We start from the raw sequence: 23,437 nt of genomic DNA on the forward strand, positions 1-23,437 counted from the left end.
AGCGGCAGTCTACGGGGTGAACGACGATCGCAACCTGCCCGAACCGGGCGCCGCGGGACCGTCGTCGAGGTCCAGCAGCACGACGGTGCCCGGTGCGAACCCGGCCGGCGCACCGGCCGGGTCCAGCTCGGCGACGGCGTCCGGCAGCCCCGGGTGGTGCGCCACCACCAGCAGTACCGGCACATCACCGGGCAGGCCGTTGATCTCGTCCAGGATCCGCCGGCCCCGGCACTGGTAGAGCTGATCGGTGGCGGTCATCGGGCAGGCCAGACCCGTGGCGTGGAAGGTCTCGACGGTGCGCCGCGCCCCGGACACCAGTGCGTGCGTGGGCACCAGGCCCTGATCGGTGAGCCACTGGGCGGTGCGGCGGGCCTGCGCGCGGCCGGTCTCGGTGATCGGGCGGTCGTGGTCGGGGATCGACATCCCCGCCTCCCCGTGTCGCATCAGTGCCAGCACCGTCATGGTTCGATCTTGCCCCTTCGAGGGTGCGTACATTGGTGGCATGGCTGGAAAAGAGATCGATCCCGCTCGCCGGCAGGCGGCGCTGGATGTGGTCAAGCAGCATCCGGGGATCGTGGCGGGGCTGGCGGCGCCCGCCGTGGTGATCGTGGCGATCGGCTGGTCGGCCGGTGGCGCGGGCGTGGGTCTGCTGCTGTTGGTCGCCTTCGGGGTGCTCGGCGCGGTCGGGCTGTCCCGGCTGCTGCGCCGGCGGTGACCGGTGCGGGTGGACGCCTGGCTGTGGGCGGTGCGGCTGACCAAGACCCGCTCGCTCGCGGCCTCCGCGTGCCGCGGCGGGCACGTGCGGGTGAACGGGGCGACCGCCAAACCCGCGCAGCACGTGGTGGTCGGTGACGAGGTCCGGCTGCGGATCGGTGGCCGTGAACGCATCGTCGAGGTCGCGACGCTGATCCCGAAGCGGGTCGGTGCGCCGGTGGCCGCCACCTGCTACCTCGACCACAGTCCGCCGCCGCCCCCGCGGGAGATCGTGCTGTCCATGCCGCAGCGGGACCGGGGCGCGGGTCGTCCCACCAAACGCGAGCGCCGCGAGACCGACCGGCTGCTGGGGCGGCAGTGACCGAACCCCGGACCGAGCCGGCACGGACCGAGCAGGCGCAGCAGCCGTGGCGGGCGGTGCGGCCGGCCGGCCCCGCTGACGCCGGGGCGATCGCGGCGCTGGCGGCCCGCACCTTCCCGCTGGCCTGCCCGCCGGGACTGCCGCGCGAGCACATCGAGACCTTCATCGCCGAGCAGCTCAGCGAAGCCGAATTCGCCCGGCACCTGCGCAGCCCGGACCACCGGGTCTTCGTGGCCGACGGCGCCGCCGGCCCGGTGGGGTACGCGCTGGTCCTGCACGGGGTGCACGCCGAGGGGCCGCCCGCGGTGCACGGCGCGCCGTCGGCCTACCTGTCCAAGCTGTACGTCGATCCCGATCACCACGGCGGTGCGGTGGCGCGGGCACTGCTGGCCGCGGTGCGTGCGGACGCCGCGGGCCGGCCGGTGTGGCTGGGTGTGAACGCCGACAACGCGCGCGCGAAGCGGTTCTACGCCAAGTCCGGATTCGTCGGGGCCGGGGTCCGCAGGTTCGCGGTGGGGGAGACGGTCTTCGTCGACGACGTACTGCTGCTGGGGGAGTAGAGCCGGGTTCCGGTACCGCGCCCGCGCAGTTCCTGCTCGTCGGTGAAGCGCCACAGTGCCGATTCCGCCTCCCGGGCGCCCATCACCGCGGCCTCGGACGCCACCGGTAGGGAGGTGTCGCGTTTGGCGACCTCGGAGAGCCGGGCGGACTCGTTGACCGGGTCACCGATCACGGTGAACTCGTAGCGTTCGATGGCGCCGACGTTGCCGGCGACCACCACGCCGTAGGACACGCCCACCCCGGCCCGCAGGTCGGGCACTGCGGCGGGCAGCCGGTCCGCGATCAGCCGGGCGGCGCGCAGCGCACCACCGGCCGGGTCCGCATGCGGCAGCGGCGCACCGAAGACGGCGAGCACGGCATCGCCCTCGAACTTGTTGACCAGCCCGTCGCACTCCTCGACCGCGGTCACGATCACCTCGAAGAACCGGTTCAGCAGCTCCACCACCTCGGTGGCCGGACGCTGCCGGGCGATCTCGGTGGATCCGACGACGTCCACGAAGAGCACCCCCACCACCTGCTCCGAGCCGCCGAGCTGGACCCCCAGCCCGAGCGCCGCTTCGGCGACCTCGCGGCCCACGTGCCGGCCGAACAGGTCCCGCAGTTGCTCGCGTTCGGCCAGCCCGGCGGTCATCGCGTTGAAACCGGCCTGCAATTCGCCCATGTCCGAGCCGTCGAAGATGCGCACCGAGACATCGGTCTCGCCGTCCCGGACCCGGCGCACCGCGCGGCCCAGCACCCGCAGCGGAGCCACCAGGGAGTCGATGTTGAGGAAGGTCAGCAGCAGTCCGGTGAGCAGGGCGATCGCGCAGAGCGCGGTGACCGCGACGAACATGTCGAACTTGGTCGTCTCGTCGCGGAAGGTGCCCAGCAGCACGACCAGCGCGATTCCCAGGATCGGGGCGCCGGAGCCGATCGCCCAGGCGGTGGCGGCCCGGGTGCGCAGCCGCCCCCGGCGCGGGGCGCGGTAGCCCGCCTCGAGCGCCTTGGCCGTTGCGGGCCGCAGCGCGAACTCGGTGATCTGATAGGCGATCGCGCACACCACCAGCCCGGCCAGCCCGGTGACCAGGGTGACCTTCGCGATCAGCACCGGGGAGATGATCCCGTACCCGACGCCCATCACCACCGTCCCGACGCCCCACAGCAGCGCCTGCAGCGTGGTCAGCCGCCACGGTCCGGCGAGGGCGGCGTGCGCCTGCGCCGCGGTCGGTTCCTCCTCCCGGATGGACCAGCGCAGCGAACGCACCAGGGAGGCGGTGCCGACCACGCCGCCGAGGACGAAGGCGGTGCTGATGTACAGCGGGACCACCAGGAAGTTCATCCACCAGTGGTCCCACGGGATGCTCGGTTCGGGGATGCCGACCACGGTCAGCGCGATGGCCAGGCCCACGCCGATCAGGTTGGCCATGGTCACGCCGATGGTGATCACCAGCTGGATCCGGACCCGGGTGGTGCGGGTGCTGTCCTGGGCGGATCCGAGTAGGACGGATCCGTAGTCGGCGCGCAGCCCGGGCAACCTCATGGAGAGGAAACTACAGCGCGCCGGAGGCCAGCAGGCCGTCCAGCTTGGCGTAGCCGTCGACGATGCCCTTCTCCATTCCGCTGGCCAGCATTGCGTCCCGGCTCTCGAAGCTGTCCACCACCGAGGTGGCGCGGAGCCGGGTGCGGCCGCCGCCGAGGTCCTCGAAGGTCAGCGTCTCCAGCGAGACCGCCTCGGGCATGCCGTCGAAGGTGAAGGTCTGCACGATCCGGTTTGCGGTGACGTCGTGGAAACTGCCGTGGAACGAGTACTCCTCGCGGCCGGCCTCACCGTCGCGCACGTTCTTGAAGGCCCAGCTTCCGCCGGTGCGGGCGTCCCAGTGCACGATCTCGGTGCCGATGTCGGCGGGGCCGATCCAGCGGGCGTAGATCTCCGGGTCGGTGTGCGCGCGATGCACCTGCGCGACGGTGGCGGTGAAATCGCGGGTGATGGTGATCGAGGGAACAGTGGTGGAGGCCTCGATGCGGGCCTCGTCGGTGGAGCTCATGATGGCGTGCCTTCCTGGTGTGGGTGGTCCCCGTCCGGCGGGGTGCGGTTCATCTGTTCCAGCACGGAGTCCAGTCGCCGGTAGCGCTGTTCGGCGCGCCGCCGGTACCGCTCGATCCACCCGTTCATCAGGTCGAAGACCTCTGCTTCGAGGTGGGCCGGACGGGACTGAGCGCGCTGGGTCCTGCTGATCAGGCCGGCGTTCTGCAGCACCGTGAGGTGTTTGGACACCGCCTGGATGCTCACCTGGTACCGCTGCGCGATCTCGGTGAGGGTGGCGTCGCCGTCCGCGAGCCGGGCGACGATGTCACGCCGGATCGGGTCCGCGAGAGCGGCGAAGGCCTTGGACAGCTCGTCCGTTTCGGTGATGGTTCGTCACCTCCTCGTTGTTCAACCGGTTTGTTGAATACGACGGTACGCCTGATCCCGGGATTGTTCAACCCTTCGGTTGAACTAGGTCGCGGTGCCGGTTCCGGCGGCGGTGATCGGCACGCCGCCCCGGATCACCCGGTGCAGAGTCAGGTCCGGGCCCAGTTCCAGCACGTCGGCGCGCAGTCCGGCGGCCAGGTCGCCGCGGTCGGCGAGCCCGAGCAGCCGCGCCGGGGTGCACGCCCCGGCGCGCACCGCGTCGGGCAGCGGTACTCCGGAGTGCTGCACCGCCCGCACCAGCACCTCCAGTGCCGAGCAGGTGCCGCCGGCGATCGCCCCCGGCTCTCCGCTGGCCGGGATCAGCCGCGCCACCCCGTCGTCGACGACCACCTGCAACGACCCGAGGGTGTAGCGGCCGTCCGGCATCCCGGCCGCCTGCATGGCATCGGAGACGAAGGCGACGTGATCGGCGCCGACGGTGGCGAAGACCATCGCCACGGTGCCGGGCGCCAGGTGCACCCCGTCGCCGACCAGCTCCACCACGGCCCCGCCCCGTCCGGCGACGGTCAGCGAGGCGCCGACCGCCCCCGGGAAGCGGTGGTGCATCGGGTGCATCCCGTTGAACAGGTGGGTCACGCTCACCGGGCCGGTGGGAGCGTCCAGCGCGGCGACGACGGTGCCGAAATCACCGGCCGTGTGGCCCACCGAGACCACCGCCCCGGCGGCGCTGAGCATCGCGGCCAGCTCGGCGAAGTGCGGGGTCTCCGCGGCCAGGGTCATCGACGCGATCCGCCCGCCGGCGGCGTCGAGCAGGGTGCGCAGCAGCGCGGGATCGCCGTCGATGATGAACCGCGGGTCCTGGGCGCCGCACACCGCCTGCGCCAGGAACGGCCCCTCCAGGTGCAGTCCGGCGACGGTGCCGTCGTCGACCAGTGGGGACAGCGTCGCGATCCGTTCCAGCAGCCGCTGCGGCGGTGCGGAGACCAGCGAGCCGAGCAGAGTCGTGGTCCCGCGCCGCAGGTGGTACCCCGCGGCGGCGCGGGCACCGTCGACGTCGGAATCGGGGAAGCCGAAACCGCCGCCGCCGTGACAGTGCACGTCGATCATGCCGGGCAGGTACACCCGGTCCGACGGGGGCGTCGGCGTCCCCGGACCAGCCGGACCGACCTCGGCCAGGCGGTCGCCGTCGATCACCACGATCCCGTCGTCGATCGTCCCCGACCCGGTGACGACGGTGCCGCGGAGGATCTCGGTCATGCTGCCGCCTTCTCGGGCTCGTCGGGGGTGTCGTCCTCGCGGCCGGGTGTGCGCAGATTCCACCGGCGGATGACGAACGAGAACGTGAAGTAGTAGATCACGGCGTAGGCCAGACCCAGGACGATCAACCACAGCGGGTGTTGCGCCCGGCCGAAGTTGAGCACGTAATCGATCAGGCCTGCCGAGAAGATGAAACCGTGGTGGATGTCGAGCCAGTTCGCGATCAGCAGGGAACTGCCGGTCAGCAATGCGTGCACGATCAGCAGCGGCCACGCGATGTAGATGAACATGAACTCCAGCGGCTCGGTGATCCCGGTGACGAAGCTGGTCAGAGCCACCGACAGCATGATCCCGCCGATCGTCCTGCGGTTGTGCGGTTTGGCGGTGCGGTAGATCGCCAGCGCCGCCGCGGGCAGGCCGAACATCATGATCGGGAAGAATCCGGTCATGAACGTGCCCGCGGTGGGATCTCCCTGCAGGAACCGGGCGACGTCACCGGTGACCACGGTCCCGTCCGCGGTGGTGTACTCGCCGATCACGAACAGCACCACCGAGTTGCTGATGTGGTGCAGGCCCAGGGGCACCAGTAGCCGGTTGACGGTGCCGAAGACGCCGCCGCCGATCATCTGGTGCCCACCCACCCACTGGCCGAGGCCGGTGAGCGCAGCGTCGACGAACGGGTAGATCAGCGACATCACCACCCCGACCGCCACCGAACCGGCCGCGGTGAGGATCGGCACCAGCCGCCGGCCGGAGAAGAAGCCGATGTAATCGGGCAGCTCGGTGCGGTGGAAGCGTTGCCACAGGACTGCGGACAGCAACCCGATCACGATGCCGCCGAGCACTCCGTACTGGACCACCGCCGGTTGTCCCGTGCCGTCCATCCGGCCGGCCAGCACGACCGGCGACATCGCCTTCTCCACCGCCTGGAACGACAGGTACCCCACCACTGCGGCGAGCGCGGTGGAACCGTCCGCCTTCTTGGCCCAGCCGATCGCGATGCCGACGGCGAACAGCAGCGGCAGGTTGCTGATCAGCGCGTTCCCGGCACCACCGACCACCGCGGCCACCGTCGACCACCGGCCGAGCAGATCGTCCTGGCCCAGGCGCAGCAGCAGACCCGCCGCGGGCAGCACCGCGATCGGCAGCATCAGGCTGCGCCCGAGTTTCTGCAGGCCGCTCAGGTCGAGTCGCTGTACTGATCTGCCGGATCCGGATGCGGAACCCAATGGTGCTCCCGTCGATGGCCGGTGAACTAGGCTGACGCCAGGTTATGCCAGGTGGGGTGAGTTCTCCTGACCGCGGGGAGGGACAGCGGTATGTCGAAGGCGCGTGAGATCGTCGACGGGCTCGGCGGTGCGGACAACATCGACGAGATCGAGGGTTGTATCACCCGGCTGCGCTGCACCGTCGTGGACCCGGGCCGGGTGAACACCGGCGCCCTGGCCGAGCTCAGCTACGGAGCCCGGGTGACCGGCCACGCGGTGCAGGTGGTGGTCGGGCCGTCCGCGGAGTCGCTGGCCGAGCGCATCCAGGATCTACTGTGACAGCTGTGCTGGCCCCGGTGAGCGGCCGACTGTTGCCGCTCTCGGCGGTCCCGGACAACGTCTTCGCCGGGCAACTGCTCGGCTCCGGAGTGGCGATCGACCCTGTCCTCCCGCCCGCCGTCTCCCCCGTCGTCTCTCCCACCGTCCCACCCGTTGAACTGCAGGTGCTGGCGCCGGTGACCGGGACCGTGGTCACCGTCCACCCGCACGCCGCGGTCCTGCGCACCGACGACGGTGCCGCCGTCCTGGTGCACGTCGGCGTCGAGACGGTCACGCTGCGCGGCGCGGGCCTGCGGCCGCTGGTCGGCGTGAACACCCGGGTGAGCGCGGGCGAACCGCTGATCGCGTTCTCCCCGGAGGTGATCCGCGGCAGCGGGCGCAGCCTGATCTGTCCGGTAGTGGTGGTCGACTCCGCGTCGGGGTCGGTCGCCGACCCGGTTCAGCGGGAGGTCACCGCGGGTGAGCAGGTCTTTACCATCTCCTGACCATCGCAGAGGTGACCTGAATGTAACCGATGGCAATGATCGATCTCGACGCGAAACATTCCGCCTGTTGAGTACTGTGATCGCGAAGCCAGCTGCCGGGAATGCGATTCGCGCAGCGACTGATCGGAGGGCCATGCTGAGTTCGGTGAACGCTGCCGGAGCGAACGATCGGGGGGTCCGGTGAGCGCGCACCTGATCGAGCAGCTGATCACCATCCCCCTGTTCACCGGCATCATCGGCTACATCACGAACTGGTCCGGCATTCTCATGCTGTTCGAACCGAAGAAGTTCTACGGCGTCAAGATCCCCGGAATGGCCTCGTTGTACCCCCTGCTGCCGCGCCGGGTGCAGGTGATCCCGGCGATCCAGGCCGACGGCCGGGTCGGCTGGCAGGGCATCGTCCCGTCCCGCGCGGAGAAGATGGCGAGCATCGCGGTCGACAAGTCGCTGAACAAGGTGGGCAGCATCTCCGAGTTCTACGAGGTGATGGACCCGGACAACATCTCCGAGGTGCTCACCGAGGCGTCCCTGCCGATGATCCCGTCGATCGTCGAAACGGTGATGAAGCGGGAGAACCCGAGGCTGTGGTACTCGCTGCCGGAGGACATGAAGCTGCTGGTGTACCGGCGGGTGTCGGCGTCGCTGCCCAAGGACATCCGCAAGATCACCTCCACCATCGGCGAGAACATCGACGACTACATCGACGCCAAACTGATGGTGATCCGCTACCTCACCGAGCACCCGAAGGTGCTCAAGGAGATCTTCTACAACATGGGTCGCAAGGAGCTGAAGTTCATGCAGAACTTCGGCTTCTACTTCGGTTTCCCGATGGGTTTCCTGCTGGTGGCGCTGCTGCACTTCTTCCCCTACTGGTGGGTGCTGCCGCTCGGCGGTGTGGTGATCGGCTACGTGGTCAACTACATCGGCATCCTGATGATCTTCGAGCCGATCAACCCCTCCTGGTGGGTGCCCTGGAAGCAGGGGATGTTCCTCAAGCGCAAGAAGGAGATCGCCGAGCAGTACGCCATCGTCATGGCCGACAAGGTGATCACCGTCGAGACCATCTGCGACGAGCTGCTGCACGGTCCGCGCTCGGACCGCACCCGCGCCACCGTCGAGAGCGTGCTGCGGGAGTCGATCGACAACGCCGCCGGGTGGGCGCGCGGTTTCGTCCGGATGTCGGTGGGCAACGAGGCCTACCGGCGGGTGCCGCACCTGGCCGGTGCGGAGGCGATCAAGGTGGCCGAGGCGACGGTCAGCGACCCGGTGTTCGTGGCCGAGCAGCAGACCAAGATGCGGAGTTTCGTCATCGAGCGGATGAACTCCCTGGGGCCGGGCGACCTCAGTGAACTGTTGCGTTCGGCGATCAAGCAGGATGAGTGGCTGTTGTTCCTGCACGGCGCGGTACTCGGCTCGCTCGCCGGGTTCCTCCATCTAGCGATATTCGGGGTGTGAGACAAGGTGGCTAAGAAGTCAGGTTCCGGTTCGTCGCGGAATGCCGAGGCCGAGACCGAGGCCTTCGAGTTGGCGGTGCCCGGCGAGACCGAGATCGCCGAAGCCGGGCGGCAGGACTCCGGCGGCGGAGGGCTGTTCGGCACGCTGGGCCGGGTCTCCAGCTCGGCGCTGAGCGTGACCCGCGAGATCGGCGGCTCGGCGCAGCGCCTGACCCAGCAGATCGTCAGCGAGGCCGAGCACCTGGTGGACGTGGCGCTGACCAGCGAGGTCGCGCCGCGGGTGGTGGTGCACGGTGAGGTGATCGAGGAGCAGCCCGACTACCAGGAACCGACGGTGGCGACCGCTGCGGAGCTGCGCCGGGCCGGTGACCGGCTGCTCCTGCAGTCCGCCGAGCCGGCGGGCGGCGACGCCCCGCACCCGGCGTTCGAGCACATCCTGGCGCAACTGTGCCCGGATGAGGCGCGGATCCTGCGGCTGCTCTACAACGACGGCCCGCAGCCCGCGATCGACGTTCGTACCTCCCGTCCGTTCGGGGTCGGTGCGGAGACCGTGGCCGCGGGGGTATCGATGATCCCGGAGGTCGCCGGCTGCCGGCACGTCGACCGGATCGCCTCCTACCTGGGCAACCTGAACCGGCTGGGCCTGATCTGGTTCTCCAAGGAGCAGGTCGAGGTGCGGCGGTACGAGTTGCTGCAGGTGCAGCCGCGGCTGATCGAGGCGATGGACACCGCCGGCCGGTACGCCAAGACAGTGCGCCGGCGGGTAGAGATCACTCCGCTGGGCCGCGACTTCTACGCCGCCAGTTTCACCACCGGCCAGTAGCGCCGACGGCGTTCAGCGCACCCCGGCGGTCCGGAACTGCACACTGATCCGCGGCCCGGCGTGCGGCACCTTCGGCACCGCGTGCTCCCACGTGCGTTGCGCGCTGCCGCCCATCGCCAGCAGGTCACCGTGCCCGATGTGCAGCTTGGTGCTGGGGCCTCCGCCGCGGGGGCGCATCAGGAACGGGCGGGCGGCACCGAGCGAGACGATCGCCACCACGGTGTCGTCGGTGGCGCCGCGCCCGATGGTGTCACCGTGCCAGGCGACCGAGTCCGAACCGTCGCGGTACAGGCACAGGCCCACCGAGGTGAAGGGCTCCCGCAGATCGTCCCAGTACAGCTCGGTGAGCTGCGCCAGCGCCTCGCCCAGCGCCCGGTGCGGCAGCGCGGCGCCGGCGTCGTAGAAGCGCAGTAACCGCGGCACCGGCAGTGTGCGCTCGTACATGCGCCGCCGCTCAGCGACCCACGGCACATCGCGGTGCAGTGCGGTGAACAGGTCGTCGGCGCCGGGCTGCCAGCCGGTGCGCAGGTCGAGCCAGGCACCGTCGGACAGGTCGCGGCGGTGCGGGGCCACGTCGAACAGTGAGTCCTGCATCGATCACGAGGTTACGACCACCGTCCGACATCTTCGGGTGACCCTCCGTAGGGTTGGGGAGTGCGATTCGGACTGTTCATCCCGCAAGGCTGGCGACTCGACCTCGCCGGCATCGATCCGGCCGAGCACTGGGCCACCATGAGCGGCCTGGCCGCCCGGGCCGACGCCGGCCCCTGGGACTCGGTGTGGGTCTACGACCATTTCCACACCGTTCCGGTGCCGACCGCGGAGGCCACCCACGAGGCGTGGACGCTGATGTCGGCGCTCGCGGCCACCACCGAGCGGGTGAAGCTGGGGCAGATGTGCACCGCGATGGGCTACCGCAATCCCGCCTACCTGGCCAAGGTCGCGGCCACCGTCGACATCATCTCCGGCGGCCGGGTGCAGATGGGGATCGGCGGCGGCTGGTACGAGCACGAGTGGCGGGCCTACGGCTACGGCTTCCCGTCGGCCGGCGAGCGCCTGGGCCGGCTCGACGAGGGCGTGCAGATCATGCAGCAGGCCTGGCGTGAGGGCAGCGCCACGCTGGACGGCAGGTACTACCAGGTGGACGGTGCCCTCTGCCGTCCGCTGCCGCTGCAGGACGGCGGTATCCCGGTGTGGGTCGCCGGTGGCGGGGAGAAGAAGACGCTGCGGATCGCCGCGCAGTACGCGCAGTACACCAACTTCGACGGCACCTTCGAGGGTTTCGCCCACAAGTCGCAGGTGCTCCGCGAGCACTGCGCCGAGGTGGGTACCGATTTCTCCGCGATCACCCGGTCCGCGAACTACAACATCGCGATCGCGCCGACCGCCAGGGACGTGCAGAGCCGCCTCGACGAGACCCGCAACCGCCTGCTCGAACACGCGCCGGAGGCCGCGGTCGACGCCGCGATGGGCGGATTCCTGGGGATGCCCGGCGTGGGCACACCCGGCGAGATCGTGGACAACCTCAAGCGGCTCGAGGCCGACGGCATGACCTACGCCATCTGCTACTTCCCGGAGATCGCATACGACACCTCCGGGCTGGAGCTGTTCGAGCAGGAGGTCATCCCCGCGTTCGCCTGAGCTGCCGCCGGTGAACCGGCCGGGTGCCGGTCACTCGTCGGCCAGGCCTGTGAGGCCCGCGAGGCGGCGGGCGCCCTCGGCGAGCACCGACTCCTCCTTGCTGAACGCGAACCGCAGCAGGTGACCCCAGCGCTGCTGATCGTCGGCCAGCGCACCGACCGGTACCGCGGCCACTCCGACCCGGCCGGGGAGCTCCCGGGCCAGCGCGGAGGCGTCGCCCGCCCCGAGGCGGCGCGCGTCGGCGACCACGAAGTAGGTGCCCTCGGACGGGTGCACGGTGAACCCGGCCTGCTCCAGGGCGCCGGTGAGCAGGTCCCGGCTGCGCGCCAGGGTGGGGGAGAGCTGCTGCAGCCAGGCGTGCTCGTGGTCGAGGGCGTGGGCGACGGCGTGCTGCAGCGGCGCGGCGCCGGTGAAGGAGAGCCACTGCTTGGCGGCGCGGCAGGCGTCGGCCAGTTCACGCGGCGCGGTGATCCAGCCGACCTTCCAACCGGTCACGTTGAACGCCTTCGCCGCGCCGGAGATCCGGACGGTGCGCTCGCGCATCCCCTCGAAGGCGGCGAGCGGTCGGTGCACCCGGCCGTCGAAGAGCAGGTACTCGTAGACCTCGTCGGTCACGCACAGCAGGTCGCGTTGTACGCACAGCTCGGCGATCAGTCGCAGGTCGTCGTCGCAGAGCACGGTACCGGTGGGATTGTGCGGGGAGTTCACGATGATCGCGGCGGTGCGCTCGGTGACGGCGCCGCGCAGCAGGTCCGGATCGAGGCGGTAGCGGCCGCCGTCCTCCACCAGCGGCACCACCACGCGGTGCGCGCCGGCCATCGCCACGGTCGCGGCGTAGGAGTCGTAGAAGGGTTCGATCAGGATCACCTCCTGGCCGGGTTCGACCAGGCCCAGGACGGCGGCGGCGATGCCCTCGGAGGCGCCGACGGTGGCCAGTACCTCACCGTCGGGGTCGTAGTGCAGGCCGTACTCGCGCTGGACCTGTGCGGACACGGCACGACGCAGCTGCGGCAGGCCGTCGCCGGGCGGGTACTGATTGAGGCCACCGTCGAGCGCCTCCTTGGCGGCGGCGAGCATCCCGGCGGGGCCGTCGGTGTCCGGGAAGCCCTGCCCGAGGTTGACGGCGCCGGTCCGCTCGGCGAGCGCCGAGACCTCCGCGAAGATCGTCGACGTGAAGGGCTGCAGTCGTTCGACGGTGCGCATGGGGTCAACGTTATCGCTCCGCACCGGCGGCCTGGTTAGTGTGGGGTATGATCTCCGCCGTCGTCGTAGGGTCCGGCCCGAACGGGCTCACCGCCGCCGCCTACCTGGCCCGCGAGGGTATCGAGGTGACGGTGCTCGAGGCCGAGCCGACGATCGGCGGGGCGTGCCGCAGCGATGAGCTCAGCGGCACCGTGGTCGACCGGTTCTCCACCGGGCACCCACTGGCGTACGCCTCGCCCGCGCTGCGGGAGGTGGGGCTGGACATCGAATGGGGCACCGCCGAGATCGATCTGGCGCATCCGCTCTCACCCGATCCGCGGGATGCGGTGGGCACTCTGGCGGATGTGCCGGACTGCGGGCCGGAGACGATGGCGGTGTTCTTCGGGCCGACGGCGCGACTGCCGCGGCATCCGGGGGCCGCGATGGCGTGGGGGCCGCGGTTCCTGGTGCCGGCGGCGGTGACCGCGGCGGCGCTGGGGCGGGTCGGTGGCGCGGTCTTCGCGGGGGTGGCGGCGCATTCGATCGTCCCGCTGCACCTGCCGGCCACGTCGTCGATCGGATACCTGCTGTCCGGGGTGCGGCCGTGGCCGGTGCCGATCGGTGGTTCGCAGATGATCTCCGATGGACTCGCAGACCTGGTACGGGCGCACGGTGGCCGGATCCGTACCGGTGAGCGGGTCACCGAATTGCCGGACGCCGATCTGGTGATGCTCGACACCGGGTTGCCGGCCGCGCGGGAACTGTTGGGGGAGCGCGCACCGGGGTGGTTGCGGCGGCGGGTCCGGCGGTGGCGGTTCGGAGCGGCGGTGTTCAAGGTCGATCTCGTGCTCGACGGGGGGATCCCGTGGGCGCACGAGCAGCTCCGCCGGTCCGCGTTCGTGCACCTCGGTGGTACGGCTCGGGAGATCGGTGAGAAGGAACTGATGGTGGACCGGGCGCGGATGCCGGATCGGCCGGTGATCATTCTGTCTCAGCAGTACTTGGCTGATCCGTCGCGGTGCAAGGGCGATCTGACGCCGGTGTCGATGTACGCGCACTGCCCGCAGGGATTCGCCGGTGACCTGACGGAATCGGTTCTGGCGGAGGTGGAGCGGCACGCGCCGGGGGTGCGGGAGCGGATCACGGCGGTGCGCTCGACGGGGCCGGACGGACTGTGGGCGTCGAATGCGAACCTGGTGCGCGGTGACATCGCCGCCGGGGCGGCGATCCCCTCGCAGTTGCTGCGCCGGCCGAAGCTGATCGATCCGTGTCGCCTGACCGACCGGGTGTTCCTGTGCTCGGCGGCCGCCGCCCCGGGGCCAGGTGTGCACGGCATGGTCGGCCGTCAGGCCGCGCAGGCGGCGCTGCGCTCGCTGTAGTCCGCCGGTGCGCCGCAGCGGCCGGGCCGGTTCAGAACGGGGGATCGTCGGGCGGTGGTGGCTCACCGGCCTGCTCGGCGCGGCGTCGTTGCTGGTCGAGCAGTTCCTGGAGGCGTTGTGCCCGTTCGGCTGCGCGCTGTGCGCACCGGGCGGTGCGGATCCGGCGGTTACGGGCGCGCGCGGCGCGGCGGGAGGCGGCGCGACGGGAGGCGTGCCGGTCCAGGTCCTGTGCGGCGGGCTCGCGGGGTCCGCGGCCGCCGGTGCTGCCGGTGGTGCCGAGTTCGTCGTCCGAGGTGCCGGTGCACCGGGGAACGCCGGTGGGCGTGTCCCAGGTGAGGGACGCCAGGCCGGGGAGCAGGCTCGACGAGGTGCTCGGCGCGACTGTGCGGGTTCCGGCTGCGGGATGCGTCCACACCACGGTGCCGTCGTCGAGGACGTCCGACAGCCAGGAGGTCTCGGTCTTGATCCGGTGGTGGAATCCGCACAGCGGTACCAGGTTCCCGGGCCCGGCGGCACCGGCGACGGTGGTGCCGCCACCACGCTCGGGATGGCGGTGGTCGTACTCGGCGACGTGGTCGGCCTGGCACAGCGCCGAGGACACACTGCACCCCGGGAAGGTGCAGGTGGGGTATCGCAGCCGCATCACCAGGAGCTGATACCGCGTGGGCGTGTACCCCGATGCGCCGGTCGCGTGCACACGGCCGGTCGCCGGGTCGCGGCGACCCAGCGGCCGGACGGTGGTATCGCACTGAGCGATCAATGCGTTCGCCTGCTCGACGGTGACCGGACCACTGATGCCGAGGTCCTCGCAGAGCACCACCGCGCCGCGGCGCGGAGTCGGCGCGCCATCGGGCGGCTCTGCGGGCGCTGCGGGCGGGGCACCAGCGGACTCGGCGTGAGCGGCGTCGGATTCGGCGAGGACGATCACCGCGAGTGCCTTCATATCCGGTGCGACTGCGCCGCTGCGCGGTGTGCGCTCGGCATGTGCGCAGCCCTCCTGACGACAGTGGCAGCCCAGGCTCGTGTACCCCTCCGCGAGGGCGATCAGCGCGGTCACCTGCCGTTCCGCCAGTGGGCGGCCGTCACGCCGGCACACGGTTCGAGCGACCTCGGCGATCATCGCGGAGAGACGAATGGCGTCGGCCTTGGGAAGCACCGCTTCCAGATCGACGGTGCCGTCATTGCGGGAGTGGAAATCGATCCGTGGCGCGGGTGTGGGCTCGGGCTGGTGCGGAATCGCGTCCCGGTCGATCTCCACCATGATCGTGCGGGAGGCCTCCTCCACCGCAGCGGCGGTGAGGGTGAGGTCCGGGTCTGCGGTGGTGCCGGCCAGCCAGGCGGCGATGCGGGCGTCGTACGCGTGCGCGATGTGATCGTCGAGGATCGCTCGCGCGTAGCGGAGCACCACCCGCGCCAGGGTGAGCGAGATCCGGCCGCTCCCGAAAAGTTCGAACACCTGGGGGAGGCGCTCACGCAGATCGAGGGCGCGGTGCACCGCCGCTCCGGCCGCCCCGCGACCGACCTGCAGTGCTGCGCCGACTTCGGCGACCAACTCGTCCCAATCGCCGACGAACAGCCGATTCGTCTCCTCCAGGATGCTTCTCTGCTGGTCACGTAGCGCGTACACCTGTGACAGCAGTGCGCAACGCCGAGCCTCGATGCGATTGGCCTGGGCTGCGAGCTCTCGTACTTCCGCCAGCAAGGAGGCAACGGAGCGGTCGGAGACGCCGTCGAACACGGGTGGCAGTGGTTGCGTGACCTGCCGCCCCAGTTCGAATGCGCTACCGGAGATGCTCATACATTCGATCATACGCTCGAATCCGGCGGAAGGCTAGGGGGCGTGTGTGCCGACGTGCGAAGGTGGGCACCCTTGACAGTAGGTTGGGTTTTCACAACAATCAGTTATATGAGTCCGGTTAGACGTGAAGATTCTCTACCGATCTTCAATCGCATCGGCGTCTTGCGCGCCGAGCGGCAGATGAGCCGAGCCGCGTTGGCGGCAGAGATCAACGTGAATCCACAGACTGTGGGCGCGTTGGAGCGGGGGGACCACTACCCGAGCCTCGATCTGGCCTTCCGGATCTGTGCGGTCTTCGACCTCCCGGTCGAAGCCGTGTTCTCGCGGACCGAGTTCGGTCCCCTGTCAACAGAAGTGTATGGACGCAAGGAGAAGGGTGGACGACGATGACTGCGAACTTGTTCAGCGGCTACCAAGAGCGCCGCACCCGGCGTTTTCTGGAGAACGAGAAGCGTACGGCGCACATGTTCCCGAACTGGCGCACCCGGTCTCGGCGGCGCAAGCTCGTCGTCGCGCTGGGGCTGGTGTACCTGTACATGTTCGTCGTCGGGGTGCTGTGCCACTTCGATATCGGGATCGCGCCGCTGCTGTGGCTGCCTGCCTGCGCGTTGTTGCTACCACTGTGGAGCATGCTGCAGATCGTCTCGGGGCGTCAGGGGGATGCGCCCGCTGATGCTCTGGACGAATGGGAGATCCAGCAGCGGAACGAGGCTCGATCGATCGGGCTGAGCGTCACGCAGAACCTGGTCCTGGTGGCGGTGTGCTACGCCATCTTCACTGCGGTGATCGCGCAGCCTGCTGGGAACAATGCCTGGCACTACGCGTCCGGGCTGTTCACTCTGGTGGCACTGCTCATCGGGATGTCGACGCCGGCGATGCTGCTGGCCTGGACGCGGCCCGATCCCGAGGCCGAGGACGTACCGCTGTAGGAGGGGCGCGTCCGGCACGGACGCGGTTGGGTCAATCGCTCCCACCGATGGCGGGACCGAGGATGTCGTCGGCGTCGACGATGCGGTAGGCGTAGCCCTGCTCGGCGAGGAAGCGCTGACGGTGCGCGGCGTAATCGGCGTCCAGGGTGTCCCGGGAGACCACCGAGTAGAAGTGGGCGGTGCCACCGTCGTGCTTGGGCCGCAGCAGCCGTCCGAGCCGCTGCGCCTCCTCCTGGCGGGAGCCGAAGGTGCCCGAGACCTGCACCGCGACGGACGCTTCCGGAAGATCGATGGAGAAGTTCGCGACCTTGCTGACCACCAGCGTCGAGATCTCGCCCGCGCGGAAGGCATCGAACAGGGCCTCACGCTCCTTGTTCTTGACCGCGCCGGTGATGACCGGCGCGTCGAGTGCGGCACCGAGCGCCTCCAACTGATCCAGGTAGGCCCCGATCACCAGCGTCGGAGCGCCCCTATGTCGTGCCAGGATCGACTTCACCACAGCGGTTTTCACCGGCGCGGTGGAGCACATCCGATACCGCTCGTCGGGCTCGGCGGTGGCGTACTGCATCCGCTGGTTCTCGGTGAGCGTCACCCGCACCTCGACGCAGTCCGCGGGCGCGATCCATCCCTGCGCCTCGATGTCCTTCCACGGCGCGTCATAGCGTTTCGGCCCGATCAGGGAGAACACGTCACCCTCGCGGCCGTCCTCGCGCACCAGCGTCGCCGTGAGGCCCAGGCGGCGCCGCGATTGCAGATCGGCGGTCATCCGGAACACCGGCGCAGGCAGGAGATGCACCTCGTCGTAGATCATCAGACCCCAGTCGCGGGAGTCGAACAGGTCCAGGTTCTTGTACTCGCCCTTGGATTTGCGGGTGAGTACCTGATAGGTGGCGATGGTCACCGGGCGGATCTCCTTCTTCTCGCCCGAGTACTCGCCGATCTCCTCCTCGGTGAGCGTGGTCCGCGCCAGGAGTTCGCGCTTCCACTGCCGTCCGGAGACGGTGTTCGTCACAAGGATCAGCGTGGTGGCTTGTGCCCGCGCCATAGCGGCGGCACCCACGATCGTCTTCCCGGCGCCACACGGCAGCACCACCACGCCGGATCCGCCGAGCCAGAACGAATCCGCCGCCGTCTTCTGGTAGTCGCGCAGCTCCCAGCCCGAGCCTGCGGTGTCGAGCGAGATCGGGTGCGATTCGCCGTCGACGTACCCGGCTAGATCCTCCGCCGGCCAGCCCACTTTGAGCAGCAGTTGCTTGAGGTGGCCCCGCTCGGACGGGTGCACGACCACCGTCGAGTCGTCGATCCGGGCGCCGATCATCGGTGCGATCTTCTTGTGCCGCAGAACTTCTTCGAGCACCGCGCGATCCAATGAGACCAGGATCAGGCCGTGTGCGGGGCTCTTGACCAGTTGCAGCCGGCCGTACCGGCTCATGGTGTCCACCACGTCCACCAGTAGTGGCTGCGGCACCGGGTACCGGGAGTAGGTGACCAGCGCGTCCACCACCTGCTCCGCATCGTGTCCGGCGGCCCGAGCGTTCCACAGGGCCAGCGGCGTCACCCGGTAGGTGTGTACGTGCTCCGGGGCGCGTTCGAGCTCCGCGAAGGGGGCGATCGCCGCCCGAGCGGCGCCGGCCAGTTCGTGCTCGACCTCCAGCAGCAAGGTCTTGTCGGACTGGACGATGAGGGGCCCGTCGGTCATCTACCCATTGTGCCGCGCCGGCCTGAACTCCTGCTCGTCACCGCGGTCTCGCACGACCACACCTAGCTCACCCAGGCGCAATCGCAGATCGAGGGCGGTGGGTCCACGCTTCTCGGCGCGTGCGACGGCGCGCTCGCGCAACAGTTCCAAGGCGTCGCCGGGCACGCGATCGCGCCCATCCACGAAGCGGACGAACTCGGCCTCGTACGGGTCCTTGTCGCCGGACCATCGGTACCCGGCGGCGCGGAAGGCTTCGGCCAGGCGTCGCGCGGGTACGCCGTCGGTGCCGGCGGCCGCGAGGAGTCGGCCCTGCGGATCGAGGACCGTCAGCTCCCGTCCCCGGCCCAGAAAGACCTCGCCGACCTGGGCGCGGGCGATCCACCGGCGGCTCCCGCCAGCGGCGATCTCCACGTGATCCTGGTCGACGGTGACCGCCGCGACCTCGCTCTGCCACATCCCGATCAGTACGAACCCGGCGATCAGACCGATGGCCGTCAGCACTCCGACGGCCACTCCCACGGGCAACTGGGCGGCCAGCCGTAGGGGCGCCGGTGAACCGACTACTGTGCGCTCGAGCCACCCGACCATGCCCCGGGCCAGCAATCCGAGCGCTGCGCCCACCGCCGTGGTGGCCAGCACCGTGGCCAGTTGCACCGTGCGAGGCAGCCCGACCGATACCGCGGAGGGCGACATGCTGCTCATGACTGCTCCGGCCGGAGGTAGGCGAGCGCAGCGCGACGCGCATCGGTGCGGACGTCACCGTCGGCGAGGTGTGTGCCATCGGTGAGGGCCACGAGAAACGTCGCCGCGTGCGCGGGATTGATTTCGGCGTCGAAGATCCCGGTGGACTGCCCGCGAACGATCAACGTGGACAGTGCCGTTCGCATCAGGGCGTCGGCGGTGGAGATGGTCTCGGCGAGTTCCGGATCGGCGGGCACGCGGCGGATCAGCTCGGCGATCAGTCCCGGTGCCACCGGATCGACCGACGATGCGGCCAGTGCGTCGATCACCAGCGCCACTCCGGCGCGCGGGTCGCTCTGCGCGAGAGCGCGGTCCCGGATCTCGGTATTGCGGGCGATATCCGCGTCGAACATGGCGCGGAACAGGCCGGCCTTATCGGTGAAGTAGTAGAAGACGGTTCCGGAGCTGACACCGGCGCGAGCGGCGATGTCAGCGGCGCGGGCGCGCTCGAAACCCGCGGCGGAGAACTCCGCGGCGGCGGCTTCCAGGATCGTGGCGCGCCGACGGGCGATGAGGGCGGGGTCGGAGGTGCGGGCCATGTTCTCACTCTAATTAATAACTGAGCGGTCAGTCAATTAATGTACGATCCGAGGCCACGGTCAGAGTCGAACGGGGCTACTGCACGTACTCGGCGGTGGTGACCCGGTGCAGGGCGAACCGGCGGGGAGTGTCACCGTCGAGCGCGGTGAGCTGACCGTGCCGCACCGACTCGGGTACCACCAGGTGCCGGGTGAATACGCCGTTCGAATCGACGTACCCGAGTTCGACGGTGCTGCCCGAACCGGCGGCCGCGACCAGCAGTTCCACCAGCTCCGGACCGGAAGCGCGGGTCTCCCCGGGGCGTGCCGGCACGTCCTGGCGACGGATCTGCACTGCTGCCTCGGCGAGCTGATCCGCCGTGGGCTGCGCCGCCGGCGCCCGGTACCGCGGTGCGGGCAGCCGGATCGCCGGAGGTCGCAGATCCACCACCACCCCGCGGGAGTCCTCCGCCGCCGCGGAGAAGCCCGCCGCGGCCAGACCGGCGACCAGATCCGAGAGGGGAACCTGCGCGATCAGCACCGTCGGCGCCACTGCCCGCAGCGCCAGAGCCTGCGCAGCGGGGGAGGCCAGCACCGCTGCGATCAGCGCCGGATCCTCCGACCGCAGGAAGGAACCGGCCACCCCCGCCCGCAGTGCTCCGTGCCGCCTCGCGACATCGTCGACCAGGTAGGTGATGCCCTGCGGTACCGGTGTCACGGCGTGCGCGGCGACGAAGGCGTGCACCTCCGCGGCCGTCCGGCCGCTGTCCAGGGCGCGACGCACGGAGGCCTCGGTCACCCGGTACACCGCCGCGCCGCCCGCCGATTCCAGGTCCGCGACCAACGCGACCGAGGCGGCGAAATCGTGCGTGGTGGGACCGGGGATCGTCAGCGTCAGATCCGCCTGCAGCAGGAACTCCTCGACCGGCTTCGGCAGTGCCAGCGCCATCTCCTGTGCGGTGCTTCCGGAGCCGGCCGCCGCACGTCCCGCCGCGGTCAGCGCGCCACCGGCGACCAGGCCCACGGCCTGCGCCTGCGCCACGATCCGCCCGATGCCTTGGTGCGTGAGCCGCCGGAACCAGGACGGATGGGCGTACCGGATCGCCGCGTGCAGCTCGGGCAGCGACGGCGCCGTTCCGGCCGGAGCCAGTGCCAGGGCATCGAGCACCGCGCGCCGGTCCTGTTCAGCGACGGTGCTGCGCGCGCCCCGGTGCAGCGGCCCGACGATGCCGTGCTCGCCGCGGCTGCCGATCATCTCCGGGCGGCGGCGCAACTCGATCCAGGTGCCGGCGAGCAGCGCCCATCGATCCGCCGGAGCGGACCGCTGCCACTCGTCGACGGTGACCGTCGGCGCGAACACCGAATCCTCCTCGCCGTCCAGCTCGCCCTCGGCGATCAGGCCGGCAGCGGCCAGGAGTTCGACGATCAGGGCGGCGCGACCGGTGGCGTCGTCGGCGTCTACCTCGGCGGCCTTGGCCACCCGGCGCAGCTCGCGCACCCCGATCCCGCCGGCCTTGACCCGCGCCGCCGGGGCCGACCCGAGTACCGCGAGCAGATCGTCCGCGTGCCGCAACAGTTCCAGCGCTGCGACCGCGCCGGCGCCGTCCACGCCGGGGACCGGGGCACCGTCGAGCACCGGCGGCTTGAGCGAGGCCCCCAGGGGAAGCTCGCCGCGCAGCCGGGCCCGTACCTCCCACGGCAGCTCCACGGTCTGGTGGTCGATCTGCTGCAGCAGCCCCGCGGCCAGCATCCTCTGCACCGGGTGATCGGGCGCGGTGCCCGGTCCGGCGGCTGCGGTGCGGCCCAGCGGTGAGCCCTCGGCGAGCCGGTCCAGCAGCGAACGCTCCTGTGGTCCGGCGGCGGCCAGGGCGGCGTCGATCGCCGCGAGATCGGCCTGTCCGCTCAGCTGCGCCGATCGCCACGGCATCGCCTCCCGCACCGCGGGGCAGGAATGCAACCGGTGCTCGCCGCGCAGTAGAGCGAGCCTCCGCAGGCCGGTCACCGAGGCCAGCACCTGCTTCTTGAGCGCGCGTCCACGCAGCCGGGTGGCCACCTCGTCCGGCGTGATGCCATCGCGGGCGAGCACGATCTCCAGGACGGCGAGGTCCAGCAGGTTCAGCCGTTCGGCGACCCGGCCGAGCGACGACGGGCTCAGTAGGCGAGTCGCGAGCACCGAGAAACCCGCAGGTACCGGCATCGCGACGTCGGGGCGGGCGGCCAGCAGGTCGGTGATCTCGGCGTCACTGCGTTCACGCAGCCACTTGGCGAGGGCCGCCGACGCCGGAATACTGCTCACCGATACAAGCCTAGAGGTCGGGTGCAGGGGCGGAGCATGTCAGAATAGCGACGTGTCTGAGACCTCGAATACCAAGAAGGCCGCGTACGTCGACAACGGCTGGCCCGGCGCGCAGAGCGGTGCGGCGGATCACGCCGTGACCGAGTTCGCGGCACCGGTGGTCGGAGCGCTCTCGCCCTTCGGCGACCTCACCTTCCCGCAGGAGCACGTGGCCTACGTGCACCCGGTCACGCGAGTCAATCGCTGACCACGTGGGACTGACGCACGTCGACGATGCGGGCTCGGCCCGCATGGTCGACGTGTCGGACAAGGACGTCACCAGCCGCAGGGCGGTGGCGGCCGGGGTGCTGCGCACCACCGAGGCGGTGATCGCCGCGATCGCCGACGGTGCTGTCCCCAAGGGGGACGTGCTGGCCACCGCCCGCATCGCGGGCATCATGGCGGTCAAGCGCACCTCCGACCTGATCCCGCTGTGCCATCCGCTGCCGATCTCCGGGGTGGAGGTCGATCTACAGGCCTCCGGCGCGCAGATCGCCATCACCGCGACGGTGCGCTGCACCGGCCGCACCGGTGTCGAGATGGAGGCGCTGACCGCGGTCTCGGTGGCGGGACTGACCTTGCACGACATGATCAAGGCCCTCGACCCCGCCGCGGTGCTGACCGACGTGCGGGTGCTCTCCAAGGAGGGCGGCAAGACCGGACGGTGGCAGCGCGATGACTGAACCAGCACGACACTCCCGCGACCGGGCGGCCACCGTCATCGTCGCCTCCACCCGCGCCTCGCAGGGCGAGCGCGAGGACACCACCGGCCCGGCGATCGTCTCCTGGCTGCTCGAACGCGGCTTCCAGGTGATGGGCCCGATCGTGGTGCCCGACGGTTCCGAGGTCGGCGCGGAGATCCGCGCGGCGGTCCGTCGCGGCGATGCGGTGGTGCTGACCACCGGCGGGACGGGGCTGACCCCGTCCGACCGCACCCCCGAGGAGACCCGGGGTGTGCTGACCTTCGAGATCCCGGGCCTGGCCAATGCGATCCGCGCGGCCGGGCTGCCGGACGTTCCGACCACCGTGCTCAGTCGCGGACTCGCCGGGGTGGCCGGCTCGGCACTGGTGGTGAATCTGCCGGGTTCGGCCGGGGGCGTGCGTGACGGGCTGGCCGTACTCGACGGGGTGATCCTGCACGCGCTGGATCAGATCCGTGGCGGAGACCATGGCTGATGTGGTCCTGACGCAGCTCACCGAGCGGCCGATCGACCTGCCCTCGCACGAGGCGCTGGTGACCCGCTCCGAGTCCGGTGCCGTGGTCGGTTTCGTCGGTGCGGTCCGCGATCACGACGGTGGCCGTAGCGTCACCGCCCTCGACTACTCGGCGCACCCCACCGCCGCACGAGTGCTCGACGAGGTGGTGCGCGAGCAGGCGGCCCGGGCCGACGGGGTCCGGGCGATCGCGGTCTCGCACCGGGTGGGGGAGCTGGCGATCGGCGATGCCGCGCTGGTGGTCGCCGTCTCCGCTGATCACCGGGGTGCCGCTTTCGCGACCTGCGCGGACGTGGTGGACGCGGTCAAGGCGGCGCTTCCGGTGTGGAAGCACCAGCGTTTCAGCGATGGAACCGACGAGTGGGTCGGCAGCGCCTGAAACAGGGCTCGACCACTCCGGGCCGTG

27 protein-coding genes and 1 pseudogene are annotated in these 23,437 nt (G+C 70.5%); 15 read left to right on the forward strand and 13 right to left on the reverse strand.

Annotation, left to right across the window (positions count from 1 at the left end; translation table 11 throughout):
* Positions 1 to 9: 9 nt before the first annotated feature.
* Entirely contained in the window at positions 10 to 462 is a 453-nt protein-coding gene (locus tag ACYVHG_RS09805) for a SixA phosphatase family protein (protein ID WP_461167251.1), read from the reverse strand.
* A 40-nt stretch (positions 463 to 502) separates the two neighbouring features.
* Here ACYVHG_RS09805 and ACYVHG_RS09810 point away from each other — a divergent pair, with 40 nt between their 5' ends.
* From ACYVHG_RS09810 to ACYVHG_RS09820, 3 genes and pseudogenes are all read left to right on the forward strand, one after another.
* Positions 503 to 715, forward strand: a complete 213-nt coding sequence (locus ACYVHG_RS09810; protein ID WP_461167252.1) for a hypothetical protein — start codon at positions 503 to 505, stop codon at positions 713 to 715.
* A 3-nt stretch (positions 716 to 718) separates the two neighbouring features.
* Positions 719 to 1,063 (forward strand): annotated as a pseudogene (locus ACYVHG_RS09815) (RNA-binding S4 domain-containing protein); the annotation flags it as partial.
* Positions 1,064 to 1,071: 8 nt separating this feature from the next.
* Entirely contained in the window at positions 1,072 to 1,635 is a 564-nt protein-coding gene (locus ACYVHG_RS09820) for a GNAT family N-acetyltransferase (RefSeq protein WP_461167253.1), read from the forward strand.
* Here the strand turns inward: ACYVHG_RS09820 and ACYVHG_RS09825 are convergent.
* The 5 genes from ACYVHG_RS09825 to ACYVHG_RS09845 form a co-directional block, all read right to left on the reverse strand.
* On the reverse strand, positions 1,542 to 3,155 hold the full coding sequence (locus tag ACYVHG_RS09825) for an adenylate/guanylate cyclase domain-containing protein (RefSeq protein ID WP_461167254.1): 1,614 nt from the start codon (positions 3,153 to 3,155) through the stop codon (positions 1,542 to 1,544). The two genes, ACYVHG_RS09820 and ACYVHG_RS09825, sit on opposite strands and share 94 nt — an antisense overlap.
* A gap of 10 nt (positions 3,156 to 3,165) precedes the next feature.
* The gene (locus ACYVHG_RS09830) at positions 3,166 to 3,660 is read right to left on the reverse strand and encodes an SRPBCC family protein (protein WP_461167255.1); all 495 of its coding nucleotides are present in this window, start codon (positions 3,658 to 3,660) and stop codon (positions 3,166 to 3,168) included.
* Positions 3,657 to 4,028, reverse strand: a complete 372-nt coding sequence (locus ACYVHG_RS09835) for an ArsR/SmtB family transcription factor (RefSeq protein WP_461167642.1) — start codon at positions 4,026 to 4,028, stop codon at positions 3,657 to 3,659. The genes ACYVHG_RS09830 and ACYVHG_RS09835 overlap by 4 nt, the downstream gene beginning before the upstream one ends.
* An 84-nt stretch (positions 4,029 to 4,112) precedes the next feature.
* Complete coding sequence (locus ACYVHG_RS09840; protein WP_461167256.1) at positions 4,113 to 5,285, reverse strand: N-acetylglucosamine-6-phosphate deacetylase; 1,173 nt, start codon at positions 5,283 to 5,285, stop codon at positions 4,113 to 4,115.
* Entirely contained in the window at positions 5,282 to 6,436 is a 1,155-nt protein-coding gene (locus tag ACYVHG_RS09845; protein WP_461167643.1) for a PTS transporter subunit EIIC, read from the reverse strand. The genes ACYVHG_RS09840 and ACYVHG_RS09845 overlap by 4 nt, the downstream gene beginning before the upstream one ends.
* Positions 6,437 to 6,604: 168 nt before the next feature.
* On the opposite strand from ACYVHG_RS09845, the gene ACYVHG_RS09850 reads away from it, so the two are divergent.
* The 4 genes from ACYVHG_RS09850 (at position 6,605) to ACYVHG_RS09865 (ending at position 9,594) form a co-directional block, all read left to right on the forward strand.
* A complete protein-coding gene (locus tag ACYVHG_RS09850) occupies positions 6,605 to 6,832 on the forward strand; it encodes a PTS transporter subunit EIIB (protein WP_461167257.1) in 228 nt (75 codons plus the stop codon).
* Positions 6,829 to 7,317 carry a PTS sugar transporter subunit IIA gene (locus tag ACYVHG_RS09855; RefSeq protein WP_461167258.1) on the forward strand — a complete coding sequence of 163 codons (489 nt, stop codon included), beginning with the start codon at positions 6,829 to 6,831 and terminating at the stop codon, positions 7,315 to 7,317. The genes ACYVHG_RS09850 and ACYVHG_RS09855 overlap by 4 nt, the downstream gene beginning before the upstream one ends.
* 180 nt (positions 7,318 to 7,497) lie before the next feature.
* Positions 7,498 to 8,772: a hypothetical protein gene (locus ACYVHG_RS09860; protein ID WP_461167259.1), complete on the forward strand. Its 1,275-nt coding sequence runs from the start codon at positions 7,498 to 7,500 to the stop codon at positions 8,770 to 8,772.
* A 6-nt stretch (positions 8,773 to 8,778) separates the two neighbouring features.
* Positions 8,779 to 9,594 (forward strand): Abi-alpha family protein, encoded by an 816-nt coding sequence (locus ACYVHG_RS09865; RefSeq protein ID WP_461167260.1) that lies wholly within the window; start codon positions 8,779 to 8,781, stop codon positions 9,592 to 9,594.
* Between the two features lie 12 nt (positions 9,595 to 9,606).
* On the opposite strand, the gene ACYVHG_RS09870 is transcribed toward ACYVHG_RS09865, so the two are convergent.
* Positions 9,607 to 10,188 carry an alpha-ketoglutarate-dependent dioxygenase AlkB gene (locus ACYVHG_RS09870; protein ID WP_461167261.1) on the reverse strand — a complete coding sequence of 194 codons (582 nt, stop codon included), beginning with the start codon at positions 10,186 to 10,188 and terminating at the stop codon, positions 9,607 to 9,609.
* A 60-nt stretch (positions 10,189 to 10,248) separates the two neighbouring features.
* Here ACYVHG_RS09870 and ACYVHG_RS09875 point away from each other — a divergent pair, with 60 nt between their 5' ends.
* Positions 10,249 to 11,235: an LLM class F420-dependent oxidoreductase gene (locus tag ACYVHG_RS09875; protein WP_461167262.1), complete on the forward strand. Its 987-nt coding sequence runs from the start codon at positions 10,249 to 10,251 to the stop codon at positions 11,233 to 11,235.
* A gap of 30 nt (positions 11,236 to 11,265) precedes the next feature.
* Here the strand turns inward: ACYVHG_RS09875 and ACYVHG_RS09880 are convergent, their stop codons facing one another.
* Positions 11,266 to 12,438 carry a pyridoxal phosphate-dependent aminotransferase gene (locus ACYVHG_RS09880; protein WP_461167263.1) on the reverse strand — a complete coding sequence of 391 codons (1,173 nt, stop codon included), beginning with the start codon at positions 12,436 to 12,438 and terminating at the stop codon, positions 11,266 to 11,268.
* 47 nt (positions 12,439 to 12,485) lie between these two features.
* Between ACYVHG_RS09880 and ACYVHG_RS09885 the strand changes: the two genes are divergently transcribed.
* Positions 12,486 to 13,796 carry a phytoene desaturase family protein gene (locus tag ACYVHG_RS09885; RefSeq protein ID WP_461167264.1) on the forward strand — a complete coding sequence of 437 codons (1,311 nt, stop codon included), beginning with the start codon at positions 12,486 to 12,488 and terminating at the stop codon, positions 13,794 to 13,796.
* Positions 13,797 to 13,827: 31 nt separating this feature from the next.
* Here ACYVHG_RS09885 and ACYVHG_RS09890 read toward each other — a convergent pair whose 3' ends face one another.
* Positions 13,828 to 15,594: an HNH endonuclease signature motif containing protein gene (locus ACYVHG_RS09890; RefSeq protein WP_461167265.1), complete on the reverse strand. Its 1,767-nt coding sequence runs from the start codon at positions 15,592 to 15,594 to the stop codon at positions 13,828 to 13,830.
* Between the two features lie 108 nt (positions 15,595 to 15,702).
* On the opposite strand from ACYVHG_RS09890, the gene ACYVHG_RS09895 reads away from it, so the two are divergent.
* Together ACYVHG_RS09895 and ACYVHG_RS09900 are read left to right on the forward strand one after the other, a co-directional pair.
* Positions 15,703 to 15,984 (forward strand): helix-turn-helix transcriptional regulator, encoded by a 282-nt coding sequence (locus ACYVHG_RS09895; protein ID WP_461167266.1) that lies wholly within the window; start codon positions 15,703 to 15,705, stop codon positions 15,982 to 15,984.
* Positions 15,981 to 16,523: a hypothetical protein gene (locus ACYVHG_RS09900; RefSeq protein ID WP_461167267.1), complete on the forward strand. Its 543-nt coding sequence runs from the start codon at positions 15,981 to 15,983 to the stop codon at positions 16,521 to 16,523. The genes ACYVHG_RS09895 and ACYVHG_RS09900 overlap by 4 nt, the downstream gene beginning before the upstream one ends.
* A 31-nt stretch (positions 16,524 to 16,554) precedes the next feature.
* On the opposite strand, the gene ACYVHG_RS09905 is transcribed toward ACYVHG_RS09900, so the two are convergent.
* The 4 genes from ACYVHG_RS09905 to ACYVHG_RS09920 form a co-directional block, all read right to left on the reverse strand.
* Entirely contained in the window at positions 16,555 to 18,222 is a 1,668-nt protein-coding gene (locus ACYVHG_RS09905) for a DNA repair helicase XPB (RefSeq protein WP_461167268.1), read from the reverse strand.
* Positions 18,223 to 18,924 carry a YqeB family protein gene (locus ACYVHG_RS09910; RefSeq protein ID WP_461167269.1) on the reverse strand — a complete coding sequence of 234 codons (702 nt, stop codon included), beginning with the start codon at positions 18,922 to 18,924 and terminating at the stop codon, positions 18,223 to 18,225. It abuts the gene before it with no gap.
* Positions 18,921 to 19,502, reverse strand: coding sequence for a TetR/AcrR family transcriptional regulator (locus ACYVHG_RS09915; RefSeq protein ID WP_461167270.1), 582 nt, complete (start codon positions 19,500 to 19,502; stop codon positions 18,921 to 18,923). The genes ACYVHG_RS09910 and ACYVHG_RS09915 overlap by 4 nt, the downstream gene beginning before the upstream one ends.
* 76 nt (positions 19,503 to 19,578) lie before the next feature.
* Positions 19,579 to 21,777 carry a helicase-associated domain-containing protein gene (locus ACYVHG_RS09920; protein ID WP_461167271.1) on the reverse strand — a complete coding sequence of 733 codons (2,199 nt, stop codon included), beginning with the start codon at positions 21,775 to 21,777 and terminating at the stop codon, positions 19,579 to 19,581.
* A 52-nt stretch (positions 21,778 to 21,829) separates the two neighbouring features.
* On the opposite strand from ACYVHG_RS09920, the gene ACYVHG_RS09925 reads away from it, so the two are divergent.
* The 4 genes from ACYVHG_RS09925 to ACYVHG_RS09940 are packed head-to-tail and all read left to right on the forward strand — an operon-like array spanning position 21,830 to position 23,410.
* Complete coding sequence (locus tag ACYVHG_RS09925; protein ID WP_461167272.1) at positions 21,830 to 22,024, forward strand: hypothetical protein; 195 nt, start codon at positions 21,830 to 21,832, stop codon at positions 22,022 to 22,024.
* Between the two features lie 4 nt (positions 22,025 to 22,028).
* On the forward strand, positions 22,029 to 22,499 hold the full coding sequence (moaC, locus tag ACYVHG_RS09930) for a cyclic pyranopterin monophosphate synthase MoaC (protein WP_461167273.1): 471 nt from the start codon (positions 22,029 to 22,031) through the stop codon (positions 22,497 to 22,499).
* Positions 22,492 to 22,992 carry a MogA/MoaB family molybdenum cofactor biosynthesis protein gene (locus ACYVHG_RS09935; protein WP_461167274.1) on the forward strand — a complete coding sequence of 167 codons (501 nt, stop codon included), beginning with the start codon at positions 22,492 to 22,494 and terminating at the stop codon, positions 22,990 to 22,992. Before moaC ends, ACYVHG_RS09935 begins: the two co-directional genes overlap by 8 nt.
* Entirely contained in the window at positions 22,985 to 23,410 is a 426-nt protein-coding gene (locus ACYVHG_RS09940) for a molybdenum cofactor biosynthesis protein MoaE (RefSeq protein ID WP_461167275.1), read from the forward strand. The genes ACYVHG_RS09935 and ACYVHG_RS09940 overlap by 8 nt, the downstream gene beginning before the upstream one ends.
* Positions 23,411 to 23,437: the final 27 nt, after the last annotated feature.

The organism is Tsukamurella serpentis (assembly GCF_054780975.1).